General features: G+C 70.9%; 16 protein-coding genes. 13 read left to right on the top strand and 3 right to left on the bottom strand.

What is annotated here, in order from left to right; all coding sequences use genetic code 11:
- The first annotated feature begins 81 nt into the window (after window positions 1-81).
- Window positions 82-1152 (top strand): hypothetical protein, encoded by a 1071-nt coding sequence (locus ABGB08_RS08785; protein ID WP_347588210.1) that lies wholly within the window; start codon window positions 82-84, stop codon window positions 1150-1152.
- A gap of 438 nt (window positions 1153-1590) precedes the next feature.
- On the opposite strand, the gene ABGB08_RS08780 is transcribed toward ABGB08_RS08785, so the two are convergent.
- The gene (locus ABGB08_RS08780) at window positions 1591-2157 is read right to left on the bottom strand and encodes a dihydrofolate reductase family protein (RefSeq protein WP_347588208.1); all 567 of its coding nucleotides are present in this window, start codon (window positions 2155-2157) and stop codon (window positions 1591-1593) included.
- A 106-nt stretch (window positions 2158-2263) separates the two neighbouring features.
- Here ABGB08_RS08780 and ABGB08_RS08775 point away from each other — a divergent pair, with 106 nt between their 5' ends.
- Complete coding sequence (locus ABGB08_RS08775; protein ID WP_347588206.1) at window positions 2264-3301, top strand: RNA polymerase subunit sigma-70; 1038 nt, start codon at window positions 2264-2266, stop codon at window positions 3299-3301.
- A 547-nt stretch (window positions 3302-3848) separates the two neighbouring features.
- Here ABGB08_RS08775 and ABGB08_RS08770 read toward each other — a convergent pair.
- Entirely contained in the window at window positions 3849-4208 is a 360-nt protein-coding gene (locus ABGB08_RS08770; protein ID WP_347588204.1) for a peptidase inhibitor family I36 protein, read from the bottom strand.
- Between the two features lie 239 nt (window positions 4209-4447).
- Between ABGB08_RS08770 and ABGB08_RS08765 the strand changes: the two genes are divergently transcribed.
- From ABGB08_RS08765 to ABGB08_RS08755, 3 genes are read left to right on the top strand one after another with little or no spacing between them, the layout of a single operon-like run.
- Window positions 4448-6112 (top strand): serine/threonine-protein kinase, encoded by a 1665-nt coding sequence (locus ABGB08_RS08765; RefSeq protein ID WP_347588202.1) that lies wholly within the window; start codon window positions 4448-4450, stop codon window positions 6110-6112.
- Between the two features lie 30 nt (window positions 6113-6142).
- Window positions 6143-6493, top strand: coding sequence for an MmcQ/YjbR family DNA-binding protein (locus tag ABGB08_RS08760; protein ID WP_347588200.1), 351 nt, complete (start codon window positions 6143-6145; stop codon window positions 6491-6493).
- A 10-nt stretch (window positions 6494-6503) separates the two neighbouring features.
- A complete protein-coding gene (locus ABGB08_RS08755; protein WP_347588198.1) occupies window positions 6504-6761 on the top strand; it encodes a hypothetical protein in 258 nt (85 codons plus the stop codon).
- Window positions 6762-6843: 82 nt separating this feature from the next.
- Here the strand turns inward: ABGB08_RS08755 and ABGB08_RS08750 are convergent, their stop codons facing one another.
- The gene (locus ABGB08_RS08750; RefSeq protein WP_347588196.1) at window positions 6844-7953 is read right to left on the bottom strand and encodes a pyridoxal phosphate-dependent aminotransferase; all 1110 of its coding nucleotides are present in this window, start codon (window positions 7951-7953) and stop codon (window positions 6844-6846) included.
- A gap of 196 nt (window positions 7954-8149) precedes the next feature.
- On the opposite strand from ABGB08_RS08750, the gene ABGB08_RS08745 reads away from it, so the two are divergent.
- From ABGB08_RS08745 to ABGB08_RS08710, 8 genes are all read left to right on the top strand, one after another.
- Entirely contained in the window at window positions 8150-9013 is an 864-nt protein-coding gene (locus tag ABGB08_RS08745) for an ABC transporter substrate-binding protein (protein ID WP_347588194.1), read from the top strand.
- Between the two features lie 121 nt (window positions 9014-9134).
- Window positions 9135-9971 (top strand): amino acid ABC transporter permease, encoded by an 837-nt coding sequence (locus tag ABGB08_RS08740; RefSeq protein WP_347588192.1) that lies wholly within the window; start codon window positions 9135-9137, stop codon window positions 9969-9971.
- Window positions 9950-10741: an amino acid ABC transporter ATP-binding protein gene (locus ABGB08_RS08735; RefSeq protein WP_347588190.1), complete on the top strand. Its 792-nt coding sequence runs from the start codon at window positions 9950-9952 to the stop codon at window positions 10739-10741. Before ABGB08_RS08740 ends, ABGB08_RS08735 begins: the two co-directional genes overlap by 22 nt.
- A 6-nt stretch (window positions 10742-10747) precedes the next feature.
- Window positions 10748-12088 (top strand): winged helix-turn-helix domain-containing protein, encoded by a 1341-nt coding sequence (locus ABGB08_RS08730; RefSeq protein WP_347588475.1) that lies wholly within the window; start codon window positions 10748-10750, stop codon window positions 12086-12088.
- Window positions 12081-12941, top strand: a complete 861-nt coding sequence (locus ABGB08_RS08725; RefSeq protein ID WP_347588188.1) for a hypothetical protein — start codon at window positions 12081-12083, stop codon at window positions 12939-12941. Before ABGB08_RS08730 ends, ABGB08_RS08725 begins: the two co-directional genes overlap by 8 nt.
- Window positions 12938-13996 (top strand): hypothetical protein, encoded by a 1059-nt coding sequence (locus ABGB08_RS08720; protein ID WP_347588186.1) that lies wholly within the window; start codon window positions 12938-12940, stop codon window positions 13994-13996. Before ABGB08_RS08725 ends, ABGB08_RS08720 begins: the two co-directional genes overlap by 4 nt.
- Window positions 13997-14064: 68 nt before the next feature.
- Window positions 14065-16164 (top strand): hydantoinase/oxoprolinase family protein, encoded by a 2100-nt coding sequence (locus ABGB08_RS08715; RefSeq protein ID WP_347588184.1) that lies wholly within the window; start codon window positions 14065-14067, stop codon window positions 16162-16164.
- The gene (locus ABGB08_RS08710) at window positions 16161-17063 is read left to right on the top strand and encodes a hypothetical protein (protein ID WP_347588182.1); all 903 of its coding nucleotides are present in this window, start codon (window positions 16161-16163) and stop codon (window positions 17061-17063) included. Before ABGB08_RS08715 ends, ABGB08_RS08710 begins: the two co-directional genes overlap by 4 nt.
- Window positions 17064-17071: the final 8 nt, after the last annotated feature.

Genomic DNA, 17071 nt, shown 5'->3' with positions numbered 1-17071 from the left:
CGGACAACGATGAAATGTTCACGGAGGTTGAGCAGGGGGCTACTCATGTGCCGCAAGGGGCGCGGCAGGAAGGTCGCCCCCATGAGACATCCAATGATGCGAAAGTTCCGCGCTTTGCTCGTGTCGAGTGCCGTGGTCGTCGTCCTCGGCGGATCGGGTACGGCACTCGCCGCGGCCGCCGCCCCGGACGATATGAACGGCTGCATCAACCGCTTGCTCGGTACGCTGCGAATCATCGACCCGGCGAAGGGCCAGCGCTGCCTGAACCAGGTCGAGACGGCCGTCTCCTGGAACAAGATCGGCCCAGCTGGACCACAGGGAATCCAGGGCCCTGCCGGCCCCCAAGGTGATCCAGGCGCGCAGGGGCCTATAGGTCCTCCGGGCGCGAAGGGAGAACAGGGCCCCGCCGGACCTGGCCTGGCCTCTCTCGACGAACTGGAAGGCAAGCCCTGCAATGTGGGCAAACCATTGGCGGGCGTCACCCACGTGTCGATCGACGACACCACCCACGCCATCGCCCTGACGTGCGCCCCCGCCCAGCACCGCCTCACCGTGACGACCACCGGCGACGGCACGGTGACCAGCGTCTACCCCGGCACGGTCAACCCCGCCTTCGGCATCGACTGCGGCGATTACTGTACGGGCACTTACGACAACACCACCAAAATCGGCCTACGCCCTGACAACGGCACCCGAGGTTGGTTCACCGGCTGGACCGGCGACTGCACCGGTACGGACCCCCGCTGCACCGTCACCATGACCGAGGCCAGAAACGTCACCGCCACCTTCGCCCCCGCGACTTACCTCAAACTCAGCATCAAGGTCCTCTCCGACATCTGCATCGGCAACTGCGACCTCAACCGCGTCTACCCCCGAGCCGAGGCCACCACCAACGGCTCCTCCCTCGACGGCCCCTCGTGCTACGCGTTCAGCGCGATCTACCGTCCCGGCGGCTACACAGGCGCCCAATGCTCCTTCAAATACCCCGCAACCGGCCAAGCCGAAGTCACCCCCAGCGACCTGGCCCCAGTCGACGGCCACAAATCCGTCTTCGACCACTGGGAAGGCGCCTGCACCGGCACCACCACCCCCTGCCACCTCACCGACATGACCACCGACCGCGAACTCACCGCCGTCTTCCGCGCCGTGTAACCACCACCCACTAGGAGGTCCAGGGCCACACGCCGCTCTGGACCTCCTAGGGCTGGGGTGGATCCCCCACCCACCCGCCCTTTGGGACGCTCGCGCTCGGCCCCATCGGCCTTCGGCCCCGGGAGCGGCTTTGGCCATGAAAGCGTGGCGGGGTCCCGGAGCGAGGCTTTCGCCAAAAGGCGGGCAGAGCTCGCGCGCGATTCGGTGGAATCGAAGAAGGTCAGCTTGCCACCCAGCCGCAACGCCCGGAAGAAATCGCGCATCGTCCCGCGGGTATCGCGTAGCCCCCACGGGCGTCTGGGGGCGTTCCGTAGGGACTCCAGAGAGGTTGGTGGGGCGGTGCCGATGTTCGGCCGAGGGACTCCGGCTCGTGAGCCGGGTGCGCCAGGTCGAAGCCGCCGCCCCACCGCCGACGGCCTATCCAGCTCGACCGACGCGCTACTTCAGGACCCGATACCGCAGGTGAGTGGCATGGCGGGACTCGATCACCTCGGCCCGTTCCAGTTGGATCTGACCGCCCAGGTGCTCGAACAGCCGGGTGCCGTCGCCCAGGATCACCGGGGCGACGTGCAGGAACAGCTCGTCGATCAGCCCGGCCGCCAGTGCCTGCTGGATGATGCTGGCGCCGCCCATGATGTGCACCAGCTTGTCCCCGGCGGCCGCGGTCGCTTGCTCGATGGCCTGCTCGATGCCCCCGGTGATGAACGTGAACGTGGTCTTGTCCTTCACGACGACCTCGTGCGGGTGGTGGGTGATCACGAACACCGGCATCCGGTGGAACCCGTCGACGCCCCAGCCGCTGGTCTCCTCGTACACCTTGCGGCTGGTGATGACCGCCCCGGCGATCTGGCGCTCCTCCCCGATGGCGAAGTCCATGCCTCGATCCTCCTTGACCCAGTCATGCAGGATCTCGCCGCCCTCGCCCAGTCCCGGGTACTGACCGAGGTTCGGGCCGGTGACGAAGCCGTCCAGCGACATCGAGATGTTCGCCTCCACAAATCCCATCCTCTTGCTGTCCTTCTATGGGTCCGTTCACCCATACAGACGTGCCTGCCCGGGGAACTCATCGCTCGTTCGTGAGTGCTGGCCCACGCGAGACCGGTGACGGCTCGTGACCGCGGTCATCGCGATGGCCACGGCACGCGAGTACGCGTACACCCGCGCCAGAATGGGCGTGGCCCGGACAGGAGGAGCACCCGTGAACGGAGACGAGCCGGACTTCGACGACCTCACACGCAGATACCGGCGCGAGTTGCACGTGCACTGCTACCGGATGCTCGGGTTGTACGACGAGGCCGAGGATCACGTCCAGGAGATGTTCTTGCGCGCCTGGCGCTCGCGCGAGAACTTCCAGGGCCGATCGAGTGCGCGCACCTGGCTCTACCGGATCGCGACCAACGCCTGCCTGGACACGCTGCGCCGCGACGCCCGCCGAGCCACCGGGGCGCCATCGGGCACCGACCCATCCGTCGCGGCCATGCCATGGCTGCAGCCCTATCCGGACGCGGAGCTGGTCGCCGATCAGCCTGACCCGGAGGCGACGGCGGTGAGCCGGGAGACGATCTCGCTGGCGTTCCTGGCCGCGATCCAGTTGCTGCCGCCACGGCAGCGCGCGGTGCTGATCCTGCGCGACGTGCTGACCTGGCCCGCCACCGAGGTCGCCGCCCTCATCGAGACGACCGTGCCCGCAGTCAACAGCGCCCTGCAACGCGCCCACGCGACGCTGCACCACCGCTGGCCCAGAGGCAGGCTGGACTGGTCCCCGGCCGCCGAACCCGACCCGGAGCAAAGCCGTTTGCTCCAGCGCTACATCGCCGCCCACGAACAGGCTGACCCGGAGGCGTTGATCGCCGTGCTGCACGAGGACGTCCGCCTGTCCATCTCCCCGGCGATCGGACAGTGGACAGGCCGCGAGCAGGTCGCCCGCGCCTTGCGCGCCGGCATGACCACCCTCGGCCGCTGGCGACTCCTCCCAACCACCGCCAACGGCCAGCCCGCCGTAGCCGGCTACCTACGCCGCCCTACCGACGAGGCGTTCCACCCGTTCGTCCTCTCCGTCCTCCACATCGAGTACGGCCAGCTAGCCGATATCACCGCCTTCGAACAACCATCGCTGTTCCCAGCCTTCGGCCTGCCCACCAGCCTGTGACCCACGCCCACCCGGATTCGACATCGTTTCGACTGCGGCGCACCATTCCCACACGATCGTGCCCACCGCAACCGCGATGGCGGGGGGCGAGCGAGCCCGAGGGAGGACAAAGGGGCGAGTCTCACCGTGTGGCGGCTGTGGTTCGTGTGGGGAATCACGGGGACGGTGGGCTCGGGCGGAGCTCGGCGGAGGACAAGGGGAGTTCCACCGTGTGGTGGCTGTGGTTCGTGGGACGGCGAGCTCGGAGGAAACGAAAGGGTGGATGGGAGAACCACGGCGATGCGCCTGTCGTTTCCTTCGGGCGACCACGGTGATGGCGGGGTCGGGCAGAGCCCGTGGGAAAACAAACGGGCTGGGTGGGTGGGAGAACCACGCGGATCAAGCTGTCGCTTCCTTCGGGCGACCGCGGTGATGGCGGGGGCGGGCGGAGCCCGAGGGGAACAAACGGGCTGGGTGGGTGGGAGTTCCACGGCGATCAATTGGTGCCGGGGGCAGCGGTACCAGTCATTCGCTCTTCACGTGACGGCGCTCGGTGCTAGCGAAGGGCTTAGTACACGTAGGCGCTGTTGGCTGTTAGGCCTACTGGGGACACCAGTTGGTTAGGGAATATGTACTGGAATGGGCCGCCGAGGGTGCAGTTGGTGGAGGTGTAGAGGACGGCGGTTTTGGTGTTGCGGTTCACGGCGGATTTGACTCGGCCGCCGCCCCAGCCGTGGGCGGTGAGGTCCACGCATACGCCGGTCGGGTTGAGGGCGCTGGCGGTGAAGACGGTGCCAGTGAAGGAGGGGCCGTCGTACAAGCAGAGGGCTCCGGGGGACGGGCAGGGGGTGGCGGCGTTCGCGGGGGCGGGGAGCAGGACGGTGGCCGCGGTTACGGCGAGGGCGGTTTGGACCCATTTTCCCGGCATGTCGTCTCCTGTTGGTCGATAGGTGTTCGTCCTATCAGGAGCCCCGTAGGCGGGGTCAACAATGCGTGATAGTCGGGCGACCGACCATTTTCCCGGAAATTTCGTTGCATAGGGTGTCACCTGCGTTATCGGCCTGACCTGGTCTATCGCGTACAACTGGGACTCCAGATGAAAGCTTCACCGATCCATTGACTCGTGGAGTCTGGACGTGGAGCGGTCGTCTGTGTAATTTCCGGGACATGCCGGACTCGGGAGTGAGGCACGCCCGCGCCATCGCCAGTCGTTACCGATTGGTTCGGGAACTGGGGCGCGGTGGCACGGGTTCGGTGTGGCAGGCCCACGATGAGGTGCTCTCGCGGGACGTGGCGCTCAAACGGGTGCCTGTCCCCGTGCACGCCACGCCGGCTGATCGAGACCAGGCGGCGCGCCGGATCCGGCGCTGGTCCAGGGCGACAGCGCGATTACGGCATCCATCCGTGATCCGGGTCCACGACGTCGTCGACGACTCCGACGGCCTGTGGATCGTCATGGAACTGCTCGACGTGGAGTCGCTGGAGGACCGGCTGGCACGCCTCGGCCCGCTGCCGGAGCGCGAGGCGGCCCGGATCGTCCTGCACGTGCTGGACGCGCTGCGGGTCGCGCACGCGGCGGGAATCGCGCACGGCGACATCAGGCCAGGAACCATCCTCCTCGGTCCCGACGGGGAGGTGGTCTTAACGGATTTCGGCATCGCGCCGCCGTCGGGCTATCCGACGATCACCACCCGCGGGACGATCGTGGGCTCGTTGTCGTACATGGCGCCGGAGCGGATCAGAGGCGAGGAAGGCGGCGCGGAGAGCGATCTCTGGTCGCTCGGGGCGACGCTGTTCGCGGCCGTCGAAGGCGAGCCGCCCTACGACCGGCGCGACCCGGTGGCCGCCCTGACCCAGGAGCCGCCGCCCGTGCAGCGGACCTGGCTGCTGCGCCCTGCCCTGCTCGGACTGCTCCGCCGGGATCGCGCCTCGCGGATCACGGCCGACCAGGCCATCGACCTGCTCACCATCGCGGTCGCCGATCTGGAGCGGGAGATCATGGAAGTGCCCGACGCGGTCCGGAGCTCGGGGGAGTTCGCCTGGTTCACCCGTCGCGAGAACCCCGCTCCAGGACAGCGCGGCGAGGGGGTGCCACGTAGACGCGGCGCGCATGGCGTGACCTGGTGGGATCGGGGTTCCGCGGTGCTGCGGGAGGGAACCGCCCACTGGGCCGCCTGGCTGGAGGCCACCTACGGCGCCCCGGACGTCGTCCGTACCCCCACCACCGCCGGGCGACATGTCCGGAAATCTCGCTTCTTCGGGCTATTGGGTCTCAAGGACTCGCGCGCCCAGACGGGGTTCACCGCGTCGCTGCTGAGCATGGTCGTCACCACGCTCGTCGCGTTCTCGCTGCCGGTCTCGGTCCCGTGGATGATCGTTCTGCCGCCCGCCTTCATGGCCCTGCTCGTCCTGATCGCTCCATCCCTGCCGGAATCCCTGACCCCCGACGCGGGCTGGCCGCGCTGGACCCTCGTGGCCGGCACCCTCCTGCCGTTCAGCGGCGCGACCATCCTGCTCGCCTCCGCCGGCGCGTTCCAGATCGCGATGATCGGCGCCGGCCTCTGGCTCGGCTACCTCAGCATGCTCACCTGGCGTCTCAGCCCGGTCGCCGCCGTCGCCCCCCTGGTCGGAGCGGCCATCTACCTGGTCAGCCTCGCCGTAGGCCTGCTCGAACTCTATTCCGGTACGCCCCTGCTGCGCCTGCCCGCCGCCATCCTCCTGGCCCAGGTCGGCGCCCTCGCCGCGGCTTGGTGGTCGGGCTGGGCGGCCTCGGTGGTCTGGCGGCAGCAGTACCGCCCGATCTCCCTGACCGCGCTCCAGGAGAGCTCCTGAATGTCAGTGGGAACCTCTAGATTCTGACCCATGGGTGTGAGCGTCGACGAGTTCCTGGACATGCTGAACGAGCTGCCCGAGGTCACGCAGGGCCACGGCGGCGAGTGGATCTCCCTGAAGGTCAACGGCAAGGGTTTCGGCTACCTGTGGGAGCGAACCGAAACCGTGGGCCTCAAGTCGACGATCGAGGAGCAGCTGGCCCTGGTGGCCGAACGCCCCGACATCTTCGAGATCCAGTTCACCGCCGGGCGGTTCGGCTGGGTGGTCGTGCACCTGACCAAGATCGACCGCGAAGAGCTCTTCGAACTGGTCACCGAGGCCTGGCGTCTCACCGCCCCCAAACGCCTGCTCCAAGCCGCCGGCCTGGATGATCTCCCCTAATATCAGACCCATGATCCCCGACCTTCCTTTCCGTCCCACGCCTCTCACCGACGAGGAGGAGGCCCGCTTCCGATCCGCGATGACCGGCGAGGTGATCCGCCACCTCACGACCTCGGGCACGTTCTCCATCTCGGCCGACACCCCGGAAAGCCGCGCCCGCTTCCAGGACATCGCCCGCCTCGTGAGCGACGCCCTCCACCGCCCGGTGACCAGCTACTCCAACGGCCGCCGGATCACCATCACCTTCCCTCCCGACGCCACCGCATAGCAGCCCGTCCGAGAAACAAGCAGGTCGCGGGTCGGACTGGAGTCGCTCGGCCTCTTCGTGCATGCGCTCCGTGAGGCACTGGTCAGGGGATGGCCTGGCGGATGGTGTGGAGGGCCGGGGTCAGGATGTCGGCTGGCTGGGTGAGCGAGATTCGGAAGCAGCCGGGGGCGGTGGCGGAGTAGACCTCGCCTGCGGAGACGAGGATCTTGTGCTGCCGGAGGCGGTCGGTGAGTTGCAGGCCGGTCAGGCCGGTGGCGGAGGCGTCGGCCCAGGCGTAGAAGCCGCCGAGTCGGCCGGGGGAGTGCGCGGGAATCAGGTCGCCGAGTATGCGCTGGGCCAGGGCGTAGCGTTCGGCGTAGCAGGCGGAATGGTGGGTGGGGGTGGGGCCGCGGCCGTCTAGGGCGGCGATGGCGGCGTATTGGGCGATGGCGGGGGCGCAGCCGGCGGTTGTTCCGTGGAGGGCGGCGACGGGGGTGCGGTACGAGGGTGGGGAGATCAGGGCGCCTACCCGCCAGCCGGTCATCGCGTGGCTTTTGGAGAAGGTGCGGCAGGCGAAGGTGAGGTCGGGGCCGGTGGTCAGGGGTGAGGGGGCACGGGTGCCGTCGAAGACGATGGACTCGTAGGCCTCGTCGCTGAGGATGGTGGCGCCGTGGGATCTGACCAGGTCGACGAGGGTGGCCAGCAGGTCGGCGGAGGCGACGGCGCCGGTCGGGTTGGCGGGGGAGTTGACGACGACCAGGCGGGCGCCGGCGGTGAGTCCTCGGTCGATTTCGTCCAGGTCCAGGAAGGCGGCGCCGCCTGGGCCCTGGCGGTAGGTCAGGACGGGGATTCCGAGGGACGCGGCCAGCACCCGGTAGTTGGGCCAGGCGGGGTCGGGAACCAGCAGCGGACGGCCGGGGGAGCAGGCGGCCGCGATGGCGACAGCGACGGCGCCGGTGCCGCCGATCGTGATGACCACGTCCTCGGGGGAGGGGCGGTGGCCGGTCGCGGTGGCGATGTCCTCGGCCATCAGGGTACGGAGTTCGGCCAGGCCGAGCTTGGGCGTGTAGCCGGTCCGGCCTTCGGCGATGGCCGCGATGCCGGCCTGGCGGAGCGCGGGGGCCACCTGCTGGTCCGGTTGGCCGACGCTCAGGTCGATCTCGTCGGCGAGCGGTGCGGCGGCCATCATCCTGGTCACTGCCGAGTCAGGCAACGGTCTCCCCCAATCGGTTCGACCGACACCGTATAGGCCCGAACCTGTCTAAAACATGTCGATATGGGCGGAAGAAACATTAAGGGTACATATCAGCAATTCTGGTGAAACGGGGCGGGCCTCGAATGCCTCTCGGAGGGCAGAGATGGCTCCGTTCCTCCGGCGAGCAATCCCTACCAGCCAGGAGGACCCGCCCATGACCGTTGCCCGTGTCCGTTCCCGCCGATCGATGATCGTCGCCGTTGTGTCGGCGGCCCTGACCCTCGGCGTGACGTCCTGTTCTTCGTCCTCGGACTCCGCGGGTGCGGCGGCGTCCGCCCCAGCCACGTCCGCCACGCTGGTCGCGGCGGCCGATCCGTCGCTGGTGCCGTACAACTTCCTCGACGACGACGGCGCGACCTGGAAAGGGCTCAACGTCGACCTGGCCGCGGCGCTCGGGGAGAAGCTGGGCCGGACCATCACGTTCGAGAACGTCGCGTTCGACTCGATCATCCCGGGGCTCACATCCGGCCGGTACGACCTCGCGCTGACGGGCATGTTCGACACCAAGGAGCGGGAGAAGCAGGTCGACTTCGTCGACTACATCACCTCCAAGAACAACTTCCTGATGAAAACGTCCTTCGCCAAGGACATCCAGGGGTTCGACGACCTGTGCGGGGTGACAGTGGGCATCCCCAGCGGGGCGCTGGAGGGGCAGTACCTGGACGAGGCGTCCAAGAAGTGCGTCTCCGGCGGGAAGCCGAAGATCACCGTCAACGAGTACAAGGATCTGAGCGCGACGCTGCTGGCGCTGACCAGTGACCGGATCGAGGTCACTCCGAACGACTCGGCTGCCAACGCGTACGCGATGACCCGGCAGCAAGGGCTCAAGGTCACCGGCGGCTACGCCACCGACGGCTACTTCGCCGCCGCGTTCCCCAAGAACAGCGCGCTGACCCAGGAGGTCAGGGACGCCTTCGCCGCGATCATCAAGGATGGGGCCTACGGCAGGATCCTCCAGACCTGGGGAGTCGACGACCGGGGACTCACCGAGCCGCTCATCAACTCCGCGGCCTTCTGACCCGCCGATGGTTCAACGACCGGTGATACCGGCAGCCGAGCACCACAGACCTGTCGACCAGGTCGCCGATCAGGATCACGTCGTCGTCCCGCGGTCCAGGCCATGGCGCTGGGTGGGGATCGTGGTGATCCTCGTGGTGACCGCCCAGGTGGTCTCCTCGGTGCTGACCAACCCCAACTACCAGTGGGACATCGTCGGAAAATACCTTTTCGACAGCCGGATCCTGGCCGGTCTCGGCACCACGCTGCTGCTCACCACGGTGGCGATGGCGCTGGCCTGCCTGCTCGGCCTGGCGCTGGCGTTGATGCGCCGGGCGGACAGCAGGATCCTGCGCGCGACCGCCGGCGGCTACGTCTGGCTGTTCCGCGGCACGCCCGTGCTGGTCCAACTGATCATCTGGTACAACCTGGCGATCCTGGTCCCGGTCATCTCCATCGGGATCCCGTTCGGCCCGCAGTTCTGGGCCGCCCAGACCAATGACCTGATCTCGCCGTGGACGGCCGCCATCCTCGGGCTCGCCCTGAACGAGGCGGCCTACCTCTGCGAGATCATCAGGTCCGGGATCACCGCGGTCGACCACGGCCAGACCGAGGCGGCTCAGGCGCTCGGCATGAGCCGTACGCACAGTTTCCGCAGGATCGTGCTGCCGCAGGCGTTGCGGGTGATCGTCCCCCCGGCCTCCAACGAGGCGATCGGGCTGCTCAAGTACTCCTCGGTGGTCAGCGTGATCGCGCTGCCCGAACTGCTCTACGCCGGGCAGCTCATCTACGGCCGCACCTACGAGACCATCCCGGTGCTGATCGTGGTCAGCATCTGGTATCTGGTCGTCGTCACCCTGCTGACCTGGCTCGAACATCGGCTGGAGCGGCGGCTCGGGGCCGGTTTCGCCGCGCGGCACGGTTCGGCGGCGCCCTACCGGGCGGGGAGGTGGAGCCGATGGCTGGCCCCGAACCGGTGACCGCGCGGGACGAGCCGCTGGTCCGGCTGACCGGCGTGCGGAAGCGCTTCGGCGACCACCAGGTCCTGCACGGCGTCGACCTGGAGGTGGCGCGCGGCGAGGTGCTCTGCCTGATCGGCGCCTCGGGGTCCGGCAAATCCACCCTGCTCCGGTGCGTCAACCACCTGGAGCGCCCCAACGCGGGACGGGTGTACGTCGGCGGCGAGCTGATCGGCTACGAGGAGCGCGGCGGGAGGCTGCACGAGCTGCACGAGCGCCGGATCCGCGCGCAGCGGGCCCGGATCGGCATGGTCTTCCAGCATTTCAACCTGTTCCCGCATCTCACCGTCCTGGAAAATGTGATCGAGGCTCCCATCCGGGTGAACCGGCAGCCCCGGGAGCCGGCGACACGCGCGGCCCGTGCCCTGCTCGACCGGGTCGGGCTGGGCGACAAGGTGAACGCCTATCCGCGCAGCCTGTCCGGTGGGCAGCAGCAGCGGGTCGCCATCGCCCGCGGGCTGGCCATGCGCCCCGAGCTGATGCTCTTCGACGAGCCGACCTCCGCGCTCGACCCGGAACTGGTCGGCGAGGTCCTCGACGTGATGCGCGACCTCGCGGCCGGCGGCATGACCATGATCGTGGTGACCCACGAGATGGGTTTCGCCCGTGAGGTGGCCACCCGGGTGGCCTTCATGGACGGCGGCCGGATCCTCGAGCAGGGCACGCCGCGCCAGGTTCTGGCCGATCCCCGGCACGAACGCACCCGATCCTTCCTCTCCAAGGTGCTGTAGATCGTGATGACCTCACCCGCGTACGGCCGGCCCGCCCGCATCATGACCCGCAAGGAGGCCGCCCTGCTCTCCCCGACGGTGCTCTGCAGCGAGCCGGACCGCCCGGCGCTCGCGCCCGTGGCGGCCCTCCAGGGGCAACGGGAGTGGGCGGTCGGCGCGTTCGAGGACGTCCAGCGCGCCGCGCACCAGGCGTCGGTACGGGAGACCAGGCTGGTCCTGATCGCCGGAGCGAACCCGGGCTGGCTGCTCAGGGCGACCAAGTCGCTGCGCGCGGCCTGCGCCTCCCCGATCGCCGTGGTGGCGGGGCCGCTCGACCATGACCAGGTGCTCGCGCTGCTCGGCGCCGGCGCGAACCTGCTGATCGACCGGCATTGCGGCCCCCGTGAGGTGCTCGCCCGGCTGACCGCGCTCTGCCGGGGAGCGCGCCGCGACGAGACGCTGCGGATCCGCTGGCTCCAGGCCGGCGAACTCCGGGTCGACCTGGGAGCCCGCCGGTGTGTGCTCGGCGAGGACGCGGTCCAGCTCAGCCAGAACGAGTTCGACCTGCTCGTCTACCTGATGCGCCGGTCGCAGCAGACGGTGCCGCCGCACGAGATCGTGCACGGGGTGTGGCGGTGGAAGCACGGGGACGGGCTGAACACCCTGCGCATCCACATCGGGCGGCTGCGCCGCAAGCTGGGCGACACCCCGTCCGGATCGCGGTGGATCGCTTCCGTACGCGGGGTGGGTTACCAGTTCCTCCCGCCGGTGGCCGAGTTCGGGGACGACCGGAGCGAGGAGCGGCTGCGCGAGACGGTGGCCACCCTCAACGCCCAGAACGACGCGCTCTATTCGATCGTCGACAACCTGCTCGCCATGCCGGACGTGACCGCGCTCGCCGACACCGTGGTGCGCTGGGCCGTGGACCGCAACTTCTGCGACGCGGCCACCGTGTTCCGGCTGGGGCGGGACGGCCGGGGCGCGGACATCTCCACCCTGGTGGCCTCGGCGGGGATGTCGTCCCGGTGGACGCAGTCGCTGGCCGCCGGGCATCCGGTGGAACCGGGGTTCATGGGCGCGCACGCCTATCGGAGCGGCAAGGTCGTGCAACTGTCGGACGTGAGCAGGCTGGCCGGCCGCTTCCCGGTGACCGCCCGGATGTCGTCGGCCGAGGACCTGCACGCCTGTGTGCTCTTCCCGCTCTTCGTCGGCGGGCGGGTCTGGGGGGACCTGGCCTTCGTGAGCCGTACTGTCCGGGCGTTCGACCCGGCCCGTACCGCCTTTCTGCGGGCGGTCGCCGGCATGGTCTCGCTGGCGCTGGCCGCCCTGTACGGGAGCGGGGGTGACGGCGGTGCGGAGGATGACTGACGCCGACGTGGCGGCGGTGGGCATCGAGCCGCGGACGCTCACCGCGGCGGTGGCCGCCGCGCTCGCCGACCTGGGGGCGGGGTTGGCCAGTCAGCTTCCCAAGCAGACCCTGTCCACCGGCGACGGCGGCTTCTTCCTCACCGTGGCCGGCGTGGTGCCCGCACTCGACCTGGCCATCAGCAAGTGGGCGTCCTACCGGCCAGGACGCGCCGGGTCCCCGGGGGTGTCCACCTCGGCCATCCTGGCCACCCGGTACGGCGACGCCGCCAACCTGGCGTTCATCGAAGGGATGCTGGCCACCTGGCTGCGTACCGCCGCCACGGCGACCGCGACCGCCCAGGCGCTGTGCGCGGAGCCGCCCGCCCGGCTGGCCCTGGTCGGCTTCGGGCCGACCAACCAGTGGACGCTCCGCTACCTGGCGGCCGTGCTGCCGCCGCGCGAGGTCCGGGTGGCCGTACGGTCCGCGGCCTCGGCGGCCCGGGCGGAGGCGGCACCCGGAATGCTGCCGGAGAGCTGCACGGTCTCGGTCACCACCGACGTGGCGGCGGCGGTGCGCGGCGCCGATCTCGCCGTGTCGGCGACCGGCGCGCGGACGGCGCTGGCCGATCTCGGCACGCTGGCGGAGCGCGGGGTCGCGGTGAGCCTGGACGGCAGCCTGACCTGGCGCACCGGCGCGCGGGACCTGGTGGTGACCGACCGGGCCGCCGACCCGACGGCGATCTTCACCCCCGGAGCATGGCCTGGTCACGGGGAGGGCCGCCGGGTGCTGGCCGACCTCGCCGGCTCGGCGGTGGCGGACGTGGCGCTGGTCGCGGCGTTGCTGGGGATTACCCGCGGGGAGGCACGGCTGTGATCGCCGTACCCGCCGTCGAAAGGTCCCACCAGGCCGGTCCCGCCGCGGCACTGGCCGTGGCCGCCGCGTTCAGCGCCTTCCCCAGTCCTTTCTACCGGGACTACGCGGCGCTGCTCGGCGGCGGTGCCTGGCCGACCGCGCTGCTGTTCAGCGTGCACGGCGCGACGGTCGCCGGCGTGATGGGCCTGGTCGGGACGGGGCGGCTCGCCGGCCTGATCGCCCGCGCTGAGCCCCGGCGGGTGCTGGCCGCGGCGATGCTCATCGACGCCGCCGCAGGGCTGCTCTATCTGGTCTCACCCGACCTGGCCGTGCTGGTGACGGCGCGGATCGGGACGGGGGTCGCGCTCGGCGTCGTCTCCCCGGTGGCCACCTCGGCGCTGACGGCGCACGCTCGCGGAGCGTCGATCGCCACCGCCTGCCTGCTGGGCGGGGTGGGAGCCGGCGCGTGCTGCGCCGGGCTGGCCGCGAGCCTGGGGAACAGGAGCGCCGCGTTCGGCGCCGGGATCGCGCTGCTCGTGATTACCGCGCTGCTGGTGGGCCGGAATCGGGCCGTCGCATGGGCACCATTGTCGCGGCCCGGTGAGGGCGGCACACAGGTACGCGACCCCGGCACGACTCCGCTCGCCGCCTGCGTGGTGGCATTCGCCGCCAACGGTGTGCTCGGCCTGTTCACCTCGGTGCTTCCGGGGGAGGTCGCCGCAGCCGCTGGCCGGGACGGCGACCCGCTGATCACCGGCGCTGTCGTGGCGCTGGTGCTGCTGAGCGCCGGGGCCTGCCGGCTGCCGGCCCGGCCGGTGGGCGCGCTGCCGACCGGGGCGCTGCTGGCGGCGGGCGCCGGCGGGCTGGCGGCCGGATGGGCCGCCGGCGTGCTCTGGCTCGCGCTGCTCGGCGGGGCGCTGCTGGGCGCAGCCGCCGGATTGGGCTACGCCGCGGCGGTCCGCGCCGCCTCGACAGGCAGGAACGGGGCGGCGCGGCTGACCGCGCTGGCCAGGGTCCAGTTCGGCGGCCAGCTCGGCCTGGTCCTGCCCGTGCTGATCTACGCATCCGTCAGGTAAAGGAAATCGATCATGATCAACCCAGTGGCCCAGGCCGGGCAGCACGGAGGAGGCGGTCAGGCGTGCGCGTGAGCTTCGACATCGGAGGCACCTTCACCGACCTGGTGCTGCTCGACGAGCGGACCGGCCTGGCCTGGCTGGGCAAGTGCCTGACCACCTACGACGACTTCTCCCGCGCCATCGAGCAGGGCGTCGGGGAGGTGCTGGCCGCCGCGGGCGCGACGGCCGCCGACATCGACCGGCCCGCGGTCGGCGCCACCACCCTGGTCACCAACGCGCTGATCGAACGGCGCGGAGCCCGGACCGCACTGGTCACCACCCGCGGCTTCCGCGACGTGCTCGACATCGGCCGGGAGTGGCGCTACGACCTCTACGACCAGCGGCTGGTCAGGCCCGACCCGCTGGTTCCCGGCGAGCTGCGGCTGGAGGTCGCCGAACGGCTCCGCGCGGACGGCACGGTCGAGATCGCCCCCGATCCGGCGGACCTCGCGGCGGTGGCCGACCGGCTGGCCGAACTGGGCGTGGAGTCGGTCGCGGTCTGCCTGATCAACGCGTACGTGGACGCCGCGCACGAGCAGGCGGTCGCCGCCGCGCTCGCCGAGCGGCTGCCGGGCGTCCCGGTAACCCTCTCCGCCGAGCTGGCGCCGATCATCAGGGAGTACGAGCGCACGGTCACCACGGTCGCCAACGCGTACGTCCGCCCGGTGGCCGGTGAGCACTTCCAGGACATCGAACGTGCGCTGACCCGCCTGGGCCTGGCCGTGCCGCTGGTGCTGATGCAGTCCAACGGCGGCGTCGTCACCACCGGGACCGCGCGCCGCCACCCGCTGCGGCTGCTCGAGTCGGGACCGGCCGCGGGCGCGATCGGCGCCGCGCACATCGGGACGCTGCTCAGGGTGCCCGACCTGATCGCCTTCGACATGGGCGGCACCACCGCCAAGGTGTGCGTGATCACCAACGGCGAGCCTGGCGTGCTGTCAGGCTTCGAGGTCGGCCGGGTGCACCGGCTCAAAGCCGGCAGCGGCCTGCCGGTGACCATGCCGGTGGTCGACATGCTGGAGATCGGCGCCGGCGGCGGCTCCATCGCCGCACTCGACGACCTCGGCCTGCTCAAGGTGGGCCCGCACAGCGCCGGCTCCCGCCCAGGCCCCGCCGCGTACGGCCTGGGCGGCGACCTGCCGACGGTCACCGACGCCGACACCGTGCTCGGCTACCTGGACCCGGACTACTTCCTCGGCGGCCGGATGCGCCTGGACGTGGCCGCCGCCGGACGGGCGATGACCGAGCACCTCGGCGCGGCCTTCGGCGGGGATCCGCTGGCCGCCGCGGCCGGCGTGGTCCGGGTGGTGGACGAGCACATGGCGCTGGCCATGCGGGTGCACGCCACCGAGCGCGGCCACGACCCCCGGGATTTCACCATGGTGGCCTTCGGCGGCGCCGCCCCCGTGCACGCCGCCAGGGTCGCCCGCATCCTGGGCATGCGCCGGGTGGTGGTGCCCAGCGCGGCGGGAGTGCTGTCGGCGACGGGACTGCTGGTGGCGCCCCCGCTGGTGGAGGTGTCCCGCACCCAGCTCACCCGGCTGTCGGCCTGGCCCGCCGACGCGGTCGAGCAGGTCTTCGCCGACCTGCGCCGGCAGGCGGAGGCGGAGCTGGCAGAACCCGCCGTCCGGTTCGAGCACGCCGCGGACATGCGCTTCGCCGGCCAGGGGTTCGAGATCGAGGTGCGGACCGAGCCGGGGGACGGCCCGGCGGAGTACGCGGCCAGGTTCGCCGCCGAGTACAGCCGGATCTACGGCGTGCCGGCCGGGCACGGCGACGCCGAGGTGGTGACCTGGCGGATCCGCGCCTACGGCCGTTTCGACCGGCCCGAGCTGGTGCGCACGGTGCCGCCGGCGGCCTCGGGCGGGGCCTCGGGCCGGACCAGGCGGGTGTGGTTCCCCGAGACCGGCCTGGTCGATGCGCCGGTGCTGCGCCTGCTTGAGGAGCCGCCCGGCACCCGGGTGGTCGGGCCCGCGGTGTTCCAGATGCCGGAGAGCACTGCCGTGGTCGGCCCCGGCGACCTGGCCGAGATCGACGAGCACGGCAACCTGCACATCGCGGTCGCAGGCTCGCCCGGCCGGGCCGTGACCGAGCGAAGCGGGACTGAGCGGAGCGGGGCGACGGCATGACGCTCGACGAGATCCGCGGCTACCTGGCCGCGGCCGGGCTGCCTGGCCGGGATCCGGACACCCCGCCGACCAGCACGGGAAGGTTCGCCGACGGCGGCTGGTACAAGTGGGAGGTCGCCGGCGCCCTGCTCGGCCCGACCGTGCGCGCGCTGGCCGGCCGGTTGCGGCCGTACGGGATCAGGCTCCACCAGGTGACCAACACGGTCGGCACCATGCGGCTGCTCGACGCCGAGCTGGCCGACCTGGTGGCGGCCTGCGCCGAGCACGACGCACAGCTGCGGGTCGCGATCGGGCCGCGCGGCATGTTCGACATCGGCGGTCAGCGGCTCGCCGCCGGGGAGGTGGCCGCGGCCAGCGCCTACCGGCTGCGCGGCATGGAGCAGGTGGTGCGCGCCGCCGACGACGCGCTGCACGCCGCCGAGCTCGGGGTCCGCGGCTTCCTGGTCTTCGACGAGGGCGTGCTCTGGCTGCTCGACCGGATGCGGGCCGACGGGCTGCTGCCCGACACCGTACGGCTGAAGGCGTCCTCCAACATGGGCGCGGGCAACCCGCTGCACGCCAGGCTCCTGGCCGGTCTCGGCGCCGACTCCGTCAACCTTCAGCGTGACCTGGACCTCCGCATGATCGCCGCGGTCCGGCAGGCCACCCCGGCCGCGCTGGACCTGCACACCGACAACCCGCGCGCCACCGGCGGCTTCGTCCGCGGCTACGACGTGCCGGAGATGGTGCGGGTGGCCGCGCCCGTCTATCTGAAGTCGGGCAACGCCGCCCAGGACTTCGCCGACGAGGCCCCCAGCGAGGAGGCGGTCGGCCGGATCGCCCGGCAACTCGCCCTGGACGCGCAACTCCTCGCCCGGCTGTTCCCTGCGGCCACCCCGTCCGACACCAGAGAGCTCTAGGAGACCAC

The sequence above is a fragment of the Acrocarpospora sp. B8E8 genome, assembly GCF_039871605.1.
GTDB lineage: Bacteria > Actinomycetota > Actinomycetes > Streptosporangiales > Streptosporangiaceae > Acrocarpospora > Acrocarpospora macrocephala.
Note: the sequence above shows the minus strand (reverse complement) of the source record. Positions and strands in the feature narration are given on the sequence as shown.

Excerpts from the sequence above, each read along its gene's own strand:
- ABGB08_RS08785 (WP_347588210.1), top strand. The coding sequence starts at position 82 with ATGAGACATCCAATGATGCGAAAGTTCCGCGCTTTGCTCGTGTCGAGT.
- ABGB08_RS08780 (WP_347588208.1), bottom strand. The coding sequence starts at position 2,157 with ATGGGATTTGTGGAGGCGAACATCTCGATGTCGCTGGACGGCTTCGTC.
- ABGB08_RS08770 (WP_347588204.1), bottom strand. The coding sequence starts at position 4,208 with ATGCCGGGAAAATGGGTCCAAACCGCCCTCGCCGTAACCGCGGCCACC.
- ABGB08_RS08765 (WP_347588202.1), top strand. The coding sequence starts at position 4,448 with ATGCCGGACTCGGGAGTGAGGCACGCCCGCGCCATCGCCAGTCGTTAC.
- ABGB08_RS08760 (WP_347588200.1), top strand. The coding sequence starts at position 6,143 with ATGGGTGTGAGCGTCGACGAGTTCCTGGACATGCTGAACGAGCTGCCC.
- ABGB08_RS08755 (WP_347588198.1), top strand. The coding sequence starts at position 6,504 with ATGATCCCCGACCTTCCTTTCCGTCCCACGCCTCTCACCGACGAGGAG.
- ABGB08_RS08745 (WP_347588194.1), top strand. The coding sequence starts at position 8,150 with ATGACCGTTGCCCGTGTCCGTTCCCGCCGATCGATGATCGTCGCCGTT.
- ABGB08_RS08735 (WP_347588190.1), top strand. The coding sequence starts at position 9,950 with ATGGCTGGCCCCGAACCGGTGACCGCGCGGGACGAGCCGCTGGTCCGG.
- ABGB08_RS08730 (WP_347588475.1), top strand. The coding sequence starts at position 10,748 with ATGACCTCACCCGCGTACGGCCGGCCCGCCCGCATCATGACCCGCAAG.
- ABGB08_RS08725 (WP_347588188.1), top strand. The coding sequence starts at position 12,081 with ATGACTGACGCCGACGTGGCGGCGGTGGGCATCGAGCCGCGGACGCTC.
- ABGB08_RS08710 (WP_347588182.1), top strand. The coding sequence starts at position 16,161 with ATGACGCTCGACGAGATCCGCGGCTACCTGGCCGCGGCCGGGCTGCCT.